Annotated in this window: 3 protein-coding genes and 1 pseudogene; all 4 read left to right on the top strand. The window is 62.6% G+C overall.

Annotated features, from left to right (window positions below; all coding sequences use genetic code 11):
* The first annotated feature begins 266 nt into the window (after positions 1-266).
* Positions 267-2,414: a filamentous hemagglutinin N-terminal domain-containing protein gene (locus SB822_RS19145; RefSeq protein WP_410855418.1), complete on the top strand. Its 2,148-nt coding sequence runs from the start codon at positions 267-269 to the stop codon at positions 2,412-2,414.
* A complete protein-coding gene (locus SB822_RS19150) occupies positions 2,411-4,213 on the top strand; it encodes a ShlB/FhaC/HecB family hemolysin secretion/activation protein (RefSeq protein ID WP_410855419.1) in 1,803 nt (600 codons plus the stop codon). The genes SB822_RS19145 and SB822_RS19150 overlap by 4 nt, the downstream gene beginning before the upstream one ends.
* 11 nt (positions 4,214-4,224) lie before the next feature.
* Entirely contained in the window at positions 4,225-5,133 is a 909-nt protein-coding gene (locus tag SB822_RS19155) for a peptidyl-prolyl cis-trans isomerase (protein ID WP_410855420.1), read from the top strand.
* A 129-nt stretch (positions 5,134-5,262) separates the two neighbouring features.
* Positions 5,263-15,992, top strand: a pseudogene (locus tag SB822_RS19160) (filamentous hemagglutinin N-terminal domain-containing protein); the annotation flags it as partial.
* Positions 15,993-16,004: the final 12 nt, after the last annotated feature.

Consider the following 16,004-nt stretch of genomic DNA (forward strand, 5'->3'; position numbering starts at 1 on the left):
CATAACGCCAAAGGAGCGTGCCTTAAGGATCGTTCCATAATACTTCGAATGGCGGCGTGCATGGCTAGTCCCGGATTTGCAATTTGTGGAGATATGGCCATTTAACATTTCCGGAGTTATTTCAAGAATTTTCTAAAGGAGATACTCCTAAAGTTTTCGTAACTACTGCCGACATTGGTCCCATGAATTCGCGCAGGCCTTCATGCGGCCCGCATAAATTAAGAACGAACGGGGAACTCGCCGTCTGAGAGCGGCGAGAGGGCAGTATGTCGAGGCAATCCATAGGAAGTACCGTCCGCTTGAAGAACCGGCGGGTAGCTCAGTTTTGTTCGCTTGCTCTGGCGTTAGCATCGTCGCATGTGCACGCAGCAGGCGTCGTCGCGGACGGCGGTACGGTCACGAGCGTATCGACGGCCGCCAATGGCCACCAGGTCGTCAGCATCGCACCGGCCGTCGGCGGTGTATCGCACAACACGTATAGTCACTTCAACGTGGGAAGTGCTGGGGTCGACCTCAACAATGTCGGCATCAATGCGCGGACCATCGTCAATCAGGTGACGAGCACGGACCCGAGTGTGATTTCGGGGCAGCTAGCGGTGCTCGGTTCGCGCGCGAACGTCGTGCTCGCCAATCCGAACGGCATCACCCTCAACGGCGGCTCGTTCGTCAATACGGGCCATGTGGCGCTCTCGACCGGGCAGGTCAGCTTCAATGACGTGCTGACGGGATCGGTGCTGCAGCGTAACGTCGTGCTCGATACGAAGACGGGAACGATCGTCGTGGGACCGCAAGGACTGTCGAGCGCGCTCGTTGCGCTGGATCTCATCGCGAAGAACATTCTGGTCAACGGACCGCTGACCAACACCTTCACGTCGCCGACGGCTACCGTGCGCCTGCTGGGTGGAACGAGCAACGTCACGCTGAACACGGGCGTTTCGCCGAACGACAATGCAAACGACTGGCTCTCGCTCAACGCATCCGCGACGCACGATACGGCGAACTCTTTCGCCGTCGACATCACGGCAGCGGGCTCGCTCACCAGCGGCCGTGTGCAACTGATCGTGACCGACAAGGGCCCCGGCGTGCGCAGCGCGGGCCCGATGAACGCGACGCTCGGCGATTTCACGCTCGCATCCAATGGTGCCGTCGAGTTTTCGAATACCACACTCGATGCGAGCGGCAGCGTGAACATGCAAGTGCAGGATGCATTGACAGCCACCTCGATGCAGATGAAAGCGGGCAATGCGGCCACGATTGCATCGACAGGCCTGCTGGGATTCAACAGCACGTCGCTTTTGACAGGCGGCGGTATCCATCTCAGCGGTGGCGGCGTGAAGCTGTACAACGACAGCGGTCTGCAGACGGTGGTTGCATCGACGAACGCGGGCGTCGTGGTCAAGAGCAGCCAGGACATCGTGAATGTTGGCTCGCTGGTGCAAGGGCAGACACAAACGACAAGCGACTCTGACTCCAAAGGCGCGGTGTCACTCAACGCGTCCGGCAACGTTCTGAATCAATCGACCACAAGCTCGAAGCTCGGCGTGCTATTCGGTGTCAACGGCGATGTTGTCGTCACAGCAGGCGGCAACATCACCAACGAGGACGCGCGGATTCTGTCGAACAGCAACGTCACGCTTACGGCAGCCGGCGACGTCGACAACATCATCGATCATTCGAGCGGCATGAATGACGGCACGGCCGTCGGCTATTCGAATAAAAGCTGGCGGCTGATTTTCGTGCGGCACCACGAGAATGGATTCACCGTCGACTACGGTGCGCTTGGCGATCCCGACAAGCTCTCGTACATCACGGCGGACAGCGGCAACGTCACGATCAGCGCGCGCAACGTCAACAACGTCGGCGGCTCGATCCTGTCGAATGACGGCAGCATCTCGATCTCTGCCGCCCAGAATCTGCTCACGCAAGGCGTGTTCACGGGACAGGCGTCGTATCACCAGTCGTGCTTCATCTTCTGCAGCGCAAGTGCGTCGAGCACCGTGCAGGCGTTCGGCGGCGTGATGGAGGCGGGTAAGGACATCACGCTCAAGGCCGGCACGCAGATCACCAACACGGGCGGCACCGTCATCGCGATCGGCAATCTGAAGCTCGATGCCCCGAAGACGCTCGCACAAGGCGTGCTCGGCTATACGGTCATCAACCGCCGCAACGATCTCAAGACGTGGTTCGGCAACACGTGGGCAGCGATCTATGCAGCCGACACGGGCGGCATCTTCACAGGCGGAAACGGTCAGGTCGAACTGACGGGTGAAGCGGATATCGATGGCGGTGCGTTCAACGCGCCCGGCGGCATTCACGCGGCAGGCGGCGTGAACACGATCCGTACGCCGTATCGCGCGCCCGTGACGATCGGCAATCACAATCACCTCGGCCTCGTTTCGTGGTTCGGTCTATGAAGCGACGTCCTGTGATCCTGCGCAGTAGTCTTGCCGTGCTCGCCGTCAGCGTGCACGTGACTGCGTTCGCCCAGACCATTCCGTCGTTGCCACCAGGCGGACTGAACGCGTTGCCCGGCCGCGCGGAACAGGACCCGGGCCAACGGCTGTTGCAGGAGCAGCAGGACAGACAGCGCCGAAACGAAATCCAGCAGGCACCTGCGCAGATCGCCGCGCCCGAAGTGCCCGCGTTGCCGAATCTGCCCGAAGGCGCAGACATCGACACGCTGCCCGACGTCGAACCGATGTTCGATATCAGTCACATCGAGTTCATTGGCGATCGCGTGTTGAGCCAGAAGGAACTGGACCGCGTGGCAGCGCTGTTCGTCGGCAAACGGCTCGGACGTAACCGGATCAATCTGCTGCTGCGACGCGTGACGGAAGCGTTCATCGAGCGTGGCTATATCACGACGCGCGCGTATCTGGGTGCGCAGAATCTTGCGTCAGGCACGCTGAAGATCAATATCGTCGCGGGCAAGGTGGCGGGCTTCACGCTCAATGGCAAGCCGCTGCGTCCGCGCGGCCCGAACGAGCCGTGGTACGACACGCACGGTGGCGGCCTGCTCACCGATGCCGGTACGGCGTGGGCGTTCGGCGACAGTGTCGGCGATGTGCTCCGGCTGCCGGACCTCGAACAGGGCGTCGACCAGATCAACCGGTTGCGTCGGAATCAGGCGGAAATCCAGATCATGCCGGGCGAGGCACCTGGCGATTCAATCGTCGCGATCTCGAACCGCTACGGCGACCGCACGTTCTACAACCTCGGCGTGGATAACTACGGCAGCTCGCAAACAGGCACGTTGCGTTATCGCGGCGGTGTCGAGGCGGACAACGTGATCGGCCTACAGGAATCGCTGTCGTTGAACTACGTTGGCACGGAAGACAGCAATGCGCTGGTGTTCTCCGCTGCCGTGCCGTTCGGCTATCAGACCTTTAGCTATACGACCTCGTACTCCGAGTATCAGCAGACGATCGGCGATACGGCGCTGCTGCAAGGGCGCACATTCAGCCAGATTCTCGGCTGGAACGATGTGCTCACGCGTTCGAAATCCGGCCGCATGAGCCTCGACGTCACGCTGAACAAACTGCGCACCGAGCGCAGCGTGAATGGCATCGACCTGTCGCCGCAAGACCTGACCATGGCGCGTGTGGCGCTGAACGGGCTGCGCCGCTTCGTGGCGAACGATCAGGGCGCGGCCGCGACGTGGGATGTCGGCATATCGCAGGGTCTGCCGTGGCTTGCGGCAAGCCACGACGACAGCGAAATCGGCAAAGACGATGCGCACAGTCAGTTCACGAAGCTCGACGGTACGGCGACCTTGCAGATGACGCTCGGCTCGTTGCTGGGCACGCAATGGGCGTATCGCGGCACGCTGCGCGGACAGTTCAGCCGCGTGGCGCTGTTCGGTACGCAGCAGATTTACCTCGGTGGCATGGACTCGGTGCGCGGCTTCACGGAAGGCGGCATCGCGGGCGACAGCGGCGCTTATATGCGCAACGAAGCCGCGTGGCAGAACGTGCCGGCATGGCATGACGCGCGAATCGAACCCTACGTGTTTCTCGACGGCGGCAAATCCCATCTCGTAGCACAAGGCGGCTGGCCGACGCTGGTCGGCACCGGTATCGGCGCGCGTGCCGAATGGCGGCACAACGCGCAAACCGTCACGGGCGAACTACTGCTCGGACAGGCATTGATTCAGCCCGCAGCGCTTGGTCACAAGGCCACTGTGCTGCTCGCCACTCTCAACTGGTCGGAATGAAGGAGATCAACATGAAGCGCAATCTCAACCACACCCCGTTCACCCGCTGCGCCGCTGCACTCGCGCTGACGGTCGGGCTGTCCGTCATCACTACACCGTCCATTGCGGCAAACAAGCCGTCGTCGTCGCATGTGAAGGCGGCCGCACCCGTGCCGGCTTCGGGTCCACTGCCCGCCAACGCGATCGCCCGCGTGAACAATGTGCTGATCACGCAGGATCAGGTCGATGCGATGTTGAAGGCGGCCAACGCACCGGACACGCCGCAAACGCGCACGGCCATCAAGAACCAGCTGATCGCGCGCGAACTGTTCCGCCAGGCCGCCGAGAAGCAGCACTATGACACGCGTCCTCAGGTGGTTGAAGCCGTAGAACAGGCGAAATCGCTGGCGATGACGCAGGCGTATCTGCGCGACCAGGTGAAACCTTCGCCTGTCGCCGACGCGGATGTAAAGGCCCGCTATGACGCGATCGTCGCAACGCTCGGCGACAAGGAATACAAGCCGAGCGTGATCGCCGTGAAGGACGAAGAGACGGCGAAGAACGTGCTCGCGCAACTGAAGAAGGGCACCGATTTCGCGCAACTGGCGAAGCAGGTCAGCCAGGGCCCGGCCGCTGCGCAAGGCGGCGCGATGAACTGGGTGTCGTTCAAGACGCCGATCCAGCCGGGCGCGACGCAAGGCTGGCCGCAGCCTGTCGCCGAAGCGATGGTGAAGCTGCCGCAAGGTGGCGTGACCACGACGCCGGTTCAGGTGGGCGACGCCTTCTGGATCGTCAAGATGGACCAGTCGCGCGCGACGCAGATTCCTGACTTCGACACCACCAAGGCAGCGCTGCGCCAGCAGCTCGAACAGGTCGCGCTGCAGAAGGCGACGGCGCAGGTGGTGGTCGATCTGATGAAGAACGCGTCGATTCAGCAGTAGTAGAGCGAAAACATCAAAGGCCTCGAACATACGAGGCCGCAGCAGACGGGGAAAACGCTGCTGCAAACGTAAGGCGGGCCGGCCAGCCCGCCTTGCGACCAACAAGAAACGACGAAGAACGAGAACATCATGAGAGTTTCGACGCGCAATGCCTTGCGGCAACTCGACCACGTCCGGACCATTCGGGATGAACTGCGTGCGCGCCTGCGCGACACGTCCGGCTATATCTGGACGGTTGCCTCGAACGCGAAAACGTACAGCTGGTGGCAGCGCGGCGTATCCGCCGTGGTGGCCGCGACGCTGTTCGTCGGGCCGTTGAGTGTCACGTTCGAGCAGAGCCAGTCGGCGGCAGGCATGCTCGCAGCGGGCAGCAAGCGTCTCGACGACGATGCGTGGCGACAGATACGCGACCTGGCCGGGTTGCGCGTGCGTTTCATGATGCAGCAGGCAATGGCGACGCCTATCGTCGATCCGAATGCGCCCATCAGCTTCCAGCCGAAGATCACGCAGAGCACGGGCGCGAACGGCGGCGTGCCCGTCGTCAACATCACCGCGCCGAACGCGGCCGGAATCTCGCTCAACCAGTATCAGACCTTCAACATCGATCCTGTCGGGTTGATTCTGAACAACAGCCTGATGTCGGGCACGTCGCTCACGGGCGGCAACGTCAGCGCGAATCCGAATCTTTCGGAGCGCACGGCGAGCGTCATCGTCAATCAGGTGACGTCGACGGGTGCGGCGTATGCGAGCTTGCTCAACGGTCCGCTGGAAGTGTTCGGCGCACCTGCCACCGTCGTCATTGCCAACCCGAACGGCATTACGACGCGCGGCACGGGCTTTACGAACACGATCGGCGTCACGCTTTCGACGGGCACGCCGCAGTTCCTCAGCGATCTGAACGGCACGCCCACCGACTTCAGTCACGCGACAGCCGTCGGCTACAACGTCATGGGCGGCCACATCCAGATCGAAGGCAATGCGGGTGCGAACGGGCCCGGTGCGGGCATCGAAGGCACCGTCGGCACCATCGATCTGATTGCCGAGACCATCGGCGTCAATGCGCCGCTGTATGCGGGCAACCGTATCAACGCAATTGCGGGCCGTCAGTTCGTTGCGCCGAATGCCGTGTCCGATGCGGGCACGACGTATGGCACATCGTCGAATGGCAGCGTGAACGCGGCGGCTGCGATCAACGGCGCGAACGGCAACGCGAACAACGGCCTGGCTATCGACGCGACCGCGTTCGGTGCGATGACGGCCGGCCAGATTCAGGTGATCAGCACGGCAGCGGGCATGGGCGTGCGCAGCGACGCAGAGCTGGCCGCCAATGCAGGCGATCTGCTGCTGTCCGCGAACGGCGACGTGTCGGTTGCCGGTACGGCAGCGCAGAAGCAGGCGACGGTCCAGTCAGCTGGCAACGTATCGATGACGGGCGCACACGTCGGCGTCGGCGGTTACACGATCAGCGCGAATGGCGACGTCACGTCGACGGGCACGTTGCAGTCCGGCGCAAAACTCGATGTGACGGCGGGCGGCAACCTCAATCTTGCGAACACGCAGGCGAATGGCGATATCGCCATGTCGGCGGGTTCGAATGCGACGCTGGGCGATGTGCAGGGCGGCGGTGCGTTGAGCGTATCGGCTGCAGGCGGCGATGGCGCGGGCGACGTCAATCTGAACGGCACCTCTGTCGTCAGCGGGGCAACGACTCTGCAGGCCGCGCGCGATGTGAACATTGCAGGTCAAACGAACAGCGGCACCTTGCAGGTAACGGCACAGCACAATGTCAATGTGGCGGCAGCGGTACAGACGGCTAGCGACGCAACAGTGACGGCCACGCAAGGCAATATCAACGCGAATGCGAACATCAACAGCGGCGCGAACCTGACGCTTTCATCGGGCCAGGACACGCTGATCGCTGCTCAGGCGACGGCGCAAAACGCGGTGACGGCAGCCGCCGGCCGCGATCTTTCAGTGAGCGGTTCGCTCGCGAGCGGCACGACGTTCAATTCGACGTCGGGCCGCGATACGTCGGTTTCAGGTTCACTGCTCGTCGGCACTGAGGCACAGGTTTCGGCAGGACAGAATCTCGATGTGTCGGGCGTGTCGATCGTCCAGCACAACGGCGCGTTCGATGCACAGAACGATGTTACGGGCAGCGGATCAGTCGCATTCGGCCAAGGCGGAACGCTGAACGCTGGGCACGATGTCGCGCTGACGGGCAAACTGCTCGCCAACGATCTGACCATTACGGGCGCAAACAACGTCAGTATTGCAGCCGTGCAGGCGGGCGGCGCGTTTGCCGTGACAGCGAACGGCAAGGCGGGCGGCGGCGACGTTACGTTCAATGGCAATGCAGCGAGCGTCGGCACGACGAGCGTGCAGGCTGCCCGCGATATCGCAGTGAACGGAACGTTAGCAGGTGGCGCGCAAACGGCGCTGACTGCGCAGCGCGATGTGAATATCGCGAGCGCGGCCACGGTGCAGTCCGTTGGCGACCTGTCGGTCACGGCGACGACGGGAAGCGTGACGTCGACGGGGACGGTCAACGGCGCGGCCGCGCTCGCGGTGAACGCGGCGCAGGACATATCGTTGACGGGCGCTACGAGCGCGGTCAACGACGTTACGCTCAGCGCCGGTCACGATCTGACGATTGGTGGCTCGCTGGCCGGACAGGCGAAAGGGGCGCTGACGGCGGGGCATGACATTGTCGCGGGCGGCAACAGCGGCTTTGCGGGCGATGTGGCAGCCACGGCGGGCAACAACCTGTCGGTGACGGATGCGCTTCAGGGCAACGCGGTCAACTTCACGGCGGCGAACTCCGTCTTGCTGAACAACGTCGTTTCCAACGCAGCATTGCAGGTCACGACCCACGCAGGCGATATCGCGATTGGCGGGACAGTCACGTCGCTCTCGACGGCCGCGCTCAACGCGGCGCGCGACATCAGTGTGAGTTCGAGCGGGACGCTGCAAAGCGCGAACGCGTTGACTGTGACCGGCGGCCGCGACACGACCAACGCGGGCACGGTGCAGTCCAACGCAGACGTGACGCTCACGAACGCGTCGGGCAACCTGACGAGTACGGGCAACATTCAGTCGGGCGGCAATCTCAACGTCAATGCTGCGCAATCGGTCGATCTCGGCGCGCAGGGCACGTCGTCGCTCGGCGACATCAACGTGACGGCCGGCCAGAACCTGACGATGAACGGCTCCGTCGTCGCGCAAGGCAACGGGACGTTCAACGCGGGCAATGCGATTAACGGCAGTGCAGCCATCGCGCTAGGCCTGAACGCGAACGTGACATCCGGTGGCGATACGAACCTCACGGGTTCACTGCGTGCAGGCACGGTACAGACGAGCGCCGGTGGCTCGGCGTCGCTGCACGACGTTCAGGCAGCATCGACGCTGTCGCTCAACGCAACGAACGACCTCAACATCACGGGGGCGGTGGTCGGTGGCTCGACCGTCGTGCTCAATGCTGGCCAGAATATCGGCGTCAGCGGCTCGATTCAGTCGTCCAGCGACATGTTGCTGAACGCGACGGCGGGCAGCATCGGCTCGACGGGTGTTATCAACGGCAACGGTGTGTTCACCGCGCTCGCAGGCACCGACATCAATCTGGGTGGCACCACGACAGCTGCGTCGGATGCGATGCTCAACGCCGCGCGCGACGTCAATGTTTCCGGCATGCTCGCCGGCCTGGGGCAGGGGACGGTCACTGCGGGCCGCGATATCGCGGGTGCAGGCACGCTGACCTTCGCGCAGGCCGCAACGCTCGCGGCGAGCCGCGACATCGTGCAGGGCGGGCTCGTGCAGGGGCAGTCGGTCGATATCACGGCGGCAGGCAATGCGACCGTCAACAACATCGAATCCGCCGGCACGATCGCAGTGCGCGCAAACGGCACGAACAACGTCAACGGCGCGGGCAACCTCACGGTGACGGGCGCTGCTGCGGCGGCAGGCGCCATCACGGTCGATGCGAACAACGACGTCTCGGTCACGTCGAGCGCAAAGATCGCGAGCGGCACGACGGCGTCTGTTACGGCGCAACGCAATATCAATGTCGATGGGGCGATCGAATCGGTCGGTGACGCGACGCTCAATGCGCAGACGGGCAGCCTGCTCGCGACGGGCGGCATCAACAGCGGCGGTAAGCTCGATATCAACACGGGTCTCGACCTGTCGCTCGGCACCAGCACGAGTGCCGTCAACGACATCACGCTGACGGCAGGGCGCGAGGCCGTGCTGAACGGCACGATGGTCGGCGGCTCGAATGCGACTGTCACGGCGGCGCACGATATCACGGGCGGCGGCACGCAGAAGATCACGGAGACGGCGAGCTACGCCGCGCAGCACGACATCGCGTTGACGGGTGGCGTGCAGGCGAATGTCGTCACGGCAACGGGCGGCAACAACGCCGCGCTGCATGACGTGACCTCCGCGACGACGCTCGATGTCACGGCCAATGGCAACGCAGGTGAAGGCGACGCGGCGATCACGGGCACGGCGACGGCGCCGGGCGTGATCCATCTGACGGGTGCACGCGATGCGCTGGTGAGCGGTGTGCTCGCAAGCGGCGACGCGTTGACGCTGACGGGCCGACGCAATGTGACGGTGACGGGCAGCGTCGAGTCGACCAATGACCTGAATGCGACGGCCGTGACAGGCAGTGCATCGTTCACAGGTACGGCGGCGACGGCGGGTGCGTTCAACGTCGTGTCGGCGTTCGATACGCAGCTCGGCGGGCAGATCGCAGCCGCGAAACAGGTCAACGTTCAGGCGGGGCGCGATATTGCATTGACGGGCGTTGTCGCGGGGCAGATGGATGGCGTGCTCAATGCTGGCCGGGACATCAACGGTGCCGGTTCGGCAGCATTCGCGCAGGCTGCAACGCTGACGGCGTCGCACGATCTTGCGCTGACGGGTGCGTTGCAGGGTTCGACCGTAACTGTCACAGCCGCCAACAACGCAGGCCTTGGCAGTGTCCAGACGGTAACAGGTGATCTGACCGTGACGGCCAACGGCAATGCGGGCGGTGGCGACGTGACGTTCGCCGGAAGCGCGACGGCGCTCGGCACGATGCTGCTGACGGGCGCTCGCGATGTGACGGCCGTTGGCGCGATCAATACGGGCGGCACGACAAGCGTGAATGCGACGCGCAACTTCTCGCTGGGCGATATCAACTCGGCGGGGGACCTGGCGCTCACGGCAACGAGTGGCAATGGCTCGGCTGGCAACGTCACGACGCAAGGGCAACTCAACGCGAACACCGCACAGGCGCTGAGCTTCTCTGGCATGACAACGGTTGGCGGCGATGCGCATCTAACGTCCGGCGGCGACATGACGCTGACGGGCGGCATCGGCGCGCAGAACACGGGCACGCTGACGGCAGGTGGAAACATCAAGGCAGGGTCGGTCGCGTTCGGCCAGCAGGCGACGGTGAGCGCGGGCGGCAGCGTCAATGTGACAGGGGTAGTCGGTACGAACGGCAACCTAGCCGTGACGGCGGGTAACGACATGTCGCTCGGCTCGGCGCAGGCTGGCGGCACACTTCAATTGCTGGCGCAGGGCCATAACGGCGCAGGCGATGTATCGGTGACGGGTGACGTCGCCTCGGGTTCGACAACATCCATTTCAGCTGCACGCGATGCAGTGATCGGCGGATCGGTTTCGTCGGCGGGCGCGCTGACCGTCTCGGCCAACCGCAATCTGCTGGTCGGCGGCGCGGCGGGTTCGAACGGCAACGTGACGTTGACCGCGACGACGGGAGCGCTCGGTGTCGGCGGTGCGATCACGACTCAGGGCAATCTTTCCGCCAGCGCGGGTGGCAATCTCGCGCTGCTGTCCGGCGGCCTGATCAACGGCGACACGAACGTGACGTCGGGCGGCACGATGACGCTCGGCGGAGGGTTGTTCGGGCTGGGTCTGGCGAACATCAACGCCGCTGGCTCGATCAACGGCGGCGGTTCGCTGAGCTTCGGCAAGGACATTACCGTCAATGCGGGCGGCGGCGTTGCGCTCGGCGAAGTCCAGAGCGCGGGCAAGTTCACGGCGACGTCGAACGGTGACATGTCGTTCGGCGCGGCAACGGTGGTGGGCGATGTCGTGGCGACGTCGCATGCCGGCAGCGTTGCGTTCAACGGACAGGTGCAAACGGGCGGCAACGCGACGATCAGCGCCGCCAATAACGCATCGGCAACGGGCGGCATTTCTTCGATGGGCACCGTCAACGTGACGGGCACGAACGGCAACGTGACGGTGGGCGGCGTGTCGTCGAATGGCGATACGAATCTGCATGCGGGACAGACGTTGACGCTATCGGGCAATAGCGTTGTCGCGGGCGAACTCGCGCTTTCCGGCGGCAATGTGACGATGAGCGGCACGGCGAGTGGATCGAAGGATATCTCGATCAACGCGACGGGCATCGTGGACGCAGGGCAGTCGTCGATCGTTTCGTCGAAGAACCTGCAGGTTGCAGGTACGAATGTGACGCTCGGCAATGCGATCGTCGGCGGCACGCTCGATGCACGCGCGTCGAACCAGTTGTCGCTGGCAGGCAGCAATGTCGATGTGGTCGGCGCGACGACGCTGGTGTCGCAAAACGCCTTCTACAACGCGAGCAATGTACTTTCGGGCGGCACGTTGACCGTCAGCGCGCCCAATCTGACGAATGCTGCGACGGGTTCGCTCGCATCGACGGGCACGACGAACATCACCGCTACGAACTTCACGAATGCAGGGCTGGTGAACGGCGCGACGACGAATATCAACATCGCAGGCGCACTGAGCAACGTGGGTGGCTCCCTGATGGCCGTCAACAGCCTGAATATCAACACGGGGACGCTGAACAACCAGAACGGCGTTATCTTTGCCGGCAATCCGAACACGCCAGGCGGGCCGGTGACGGGCGACGTGTCGCTCACAGTCAATGGCGGTGGCGGCGCGTTCTATAACGTCGGCGGACAGTTGCTCGCGCAGCGGAACATGGGCGTCAGTGCGGTCAATGCGACCATCGATCCGTCGCAGGGGGCCATCAGCTATGGCGGACAGCTTTCGCTGACGGCCGGCTTCATCAACGTTGGCGGAACGTGGAATTTTGGCGGGCAGGGCGCGACGGTCGTTGCGCTGAGCGGTATCAACAACTATGGGACGGTCACGGGAGCCGCTCCCCTGACGCTTACGACCTATGGCACCTTCAACAACTTCGGCCAGCTGTCGGGAAATGACATCACCTTCAACGGCGCGTTGAGCAATGCCGCGAATGCCGTCGTGCACAGCGGCAGTTCAATCACGCTGAACGGTAGCGTGACGAATCGCGGCACGATCGAAAGCGCGAACAATCTGACGTTCAACGGCGGTGGCAACTACGATAACCAGTACGGTACGACACAGGCGAATGGCAGTATCAGCATCAACACCGGCGCGACCGTGTACAACACGGTCGGGACGATTCTTGCCGGCGGCAACATCAATATCAATGCCGGCGCGGTGGTCAATGATGCGTTGCAGGGCGCAACGCAAACGTCCACACAGCTCGTCGGTGCTTCAGCGAACCCAGATCTGTTGAGTCAGATCGTGATCGGGATGTTGTCCGGCTGGTATTGCCAGAACAGCCAGGGCGACTGTTACCTTTATCAGTTTTCGCAGACGGCTACGATCGCGACCCTGTTACCGAACATGGGCGGCGGGTATATCGATGTCCGAAGCGGCGGCAGCACTTGCTACGGCGATTCCAGCGCGTGTGCGTATCTGCAGGTCGGTAACTCGCAAGCGGGAGACCATCAGTACATCGCGTTGCCTGGAATCGATCGCGCGATCACTGCGCCCGGTTCGGTCTCACCTGGTGTGATCGCTGCGGGAGGCAGCGTCAATATTACGGCAGGGACGTTGTCCAACGCGGGCAGCACGATTTCAGCGGGACTAGATGTCAACCTGAACCTGCAGTCACTCAACAACGCGCCGGTGGGCAATGCCGTTGCGACGATCGTCGACACCGTAGACAAGGCGCAACTTGATGCATTCATGGCGCAGATGAATGCGCTGGGCTCCGTCGGAATTTACGGAAGCGGCGGTCTGGGCATCTCAGGAACAGTCGTGCCGCAGTCGACTGTTTCGTTCAATCCGAGCGCCAACGTACCGCCCAGCTCCACCAGTACGACTACGACGTTCGGGGCACAAGGGCAGATCATCGCCGGACGTAACATGAATCTGTCCGGCGGCAATCTGGTGAACGGCGGATTGCTCTATGCCGGCAACAATTTCAACGCCAGCGCTGCGCAGTCGTTCTCCAACCAGGGGCAATACAACTCGGCCACTTCGACTCAACCAGGTTGCGCTTCGGGCGTAAGCGGCGCGGAGTGCGGTGGCGCGGGCGGTATGCGTGGCGGTAATCCCAATTCGACCACGTTCTCCTACGCCCAGCAGAACGCCACGGTATTCGCAGGCAACGATCTCGTCATTGCCGCAGGGCAGGTCAACAATACGTATGGCAATCTGCTTGCCGGTCACGATATCGTCATTGGCGGCGTCGGGACGACGGCGACATCGACAACGCCGGCTCAGAGCCTGAATAACACGTCGGGCAATATCGTCGCGGGCAATAACATCACGCTCAATGTATCGGGTGCGATCACCAACAGCCTGCCTCCGCCTGTCCCCGTTCACGAGGACTATGGTTCGAAGGAGCAGTACTCGGGCTGTATGACAGTAGGTGGTTACAAGGAGAGCTATTGCGAAGGTTATGTCGACCAGCAGACCGGCAACTCATCGGTTATCAGCGCCGGCAATAACCTGCAACTCAACGCAGGCAGTCTAACGAACATCGGGAGCCTGATCGCGGCTGGCAACAGCGCGACGATTTCTGTCGCGGGCCCGGTCGTCAACGAAGCGCAAACGCTGAACGCGTACTGGCACTCGCATTGGGTGCAGGAGACAGGGGACTTCAGTCCCGACAAGCGGCACGACATCTGGGCATGTGGTTCGCCTGAACAATGTACGGCGCTTTACGGCGATGCCTACACGAAAGCGGGCGGCGCGATCGATCCGCCGACGCCGGTCGGCAATATCGCCGCGACGATCCAGGCACCGAATCTGTCCATCACGTCGGGTGGCGAGATTCAGAACGTCGGTAATGTGATCGGCACGTCGGTGACGCTGACGGGGCAAAAGCTCATCAACGGTATTACAACGGCGAACACGTACACGCCTCGCGTGAATGGACCGTCGCAGGTGATTTCGCTGAGCGGCGTGAATCTGCCTGGTCTGAATCTCACGACGCCGCGTTCGGTCGGCGCACCGTTGCCTACGCCGGTAGCGGGCCAGGCTTCGTATGTGTCGGGTTCGCTGGGTGGGTCGGCGCTCGACCCGCTTGGTCCACAGGCATTGCTCGATAACCTGCCGGCGAACCTTCAGCCGGGTTCGACGCTGTTCTCAACCCGCAGGCTGAAGATCTGATGCTTCAGCAGGCGGCATTGCAGCAGACGGGTAAAGCGAGCTTCATCGATGGACTGACCTACGACAGCGAGCACAATCTCTCGGTCACTGCGCAGGAAAAGGAGATCCTGTACCAGAACGCAATCGACTATGCGAAGGCCAACAATCTGCAGCTTGGAGATGCGTTGACGCAGGCACAGTTGAGCACATTGAGCGCGCCGATGCTCTGGTATGTGGAGCAGTCGGTGCCCGACCCAGGTTGTGTGTCGACAGGTCCGGTGACGTGCCCGACCGTAACGGCGCTGATGCCGCAGGTTTATCTGCCGCAGAACTGGAGCGCGATGTCAGCGGACGGGACGATCACCGGCAAGGATGTCACGCTCAATTTCAATCAGGATGGCAACGGCAGCATCCTCAATACGGGCGACATCACGGCGTCAAATACGCTCACGGTCAATACCGGGACGCTGACCAACCAGGCGAATCAGGTCAACGTAGGCCAGATCTGGAGTTACATCAACGAGGTCGGGTACTCCAAGACGACGGGTACAGCAGTCCAGCCGGGCGGCTTCATGAGCGCGGCGAACATGAATTTGAACGTTCAGACGCTCAACCAGATTGGCGGCGCGCTGCAGCAGCTCAATGCCGACGGCACGATTGATCAGTCTGGCACCCAGCAAATGCTCGCGCAGTTGCAGCAGCAGCTAGGGACCAGCTTTACGCAGACTACTGTAAGCGACAACCTGCACACCGATTTTGTGGCGCAAGGCGGGTTTGGTGCGTCTCAGATTGTCGGGCTCGCCTTTGCGGTGGTCGTGGCCATTATGACGGCTGGAGCGGCGAGCGCCGCGATCGGTGCGGTGGCTGCGGAAGGGAGCACTTTTGCTGCGGCAACTGCTGCGACGACCACGGCCGAGGGTGTCGCAATGCCGGCGATGACTGCTGGGTTGGGCAATATTGCGCTATCGGCTGCGGCAGCAGGATTTACATCGAGCATCGCCTCACAACTGACCATGACGGGGCAGTTGAGTTGGGCGAACGCGTTCGAGGCAGCAGGTATCGCGGGGATTACGGCGGGGCTGACGAATGGCATCACGTACAACAGTAACTCGGGCCTTGATTTTACGACCCAGCCTTTGGCCGTCGGCGGCGCTACCAACTCTATCGCGGGTCTGGCGGGCGTTAGTCCCGTCGCCGGGACCAATGTAAGCCAGGCAACGACGACCACTGCTTCGCTGGCAGAGAGAGGTCTAGCGATGCTTGCTGAGGCGGGCATCAGTGCTGGCGTTGGCACTGCTGTCGAAGGAGGGAGCTTTGCAACCGCCTTTGAACATGCGTTGACGGGAGAACTGGCCGCATCGGGTGCTTTCACCATTGGCGATGAGACAGATCCGCTATCTCTCCAGAACATCTTTGCACACGCTGCACTGGGTTGCGCC

Origin of the sequence: Paraburkholderia sp. SIMBA_054, from assembly GCF_046534875.1 — a bacterium.
In the GTDB taxonomy this organism is placed as follows: Bacteria; Pseudomonadota; Gammaproteobacteria; order Burkholderiales; family Burkholderiaceae; genus Paraburkholderia; species Paraburkholderia hospita.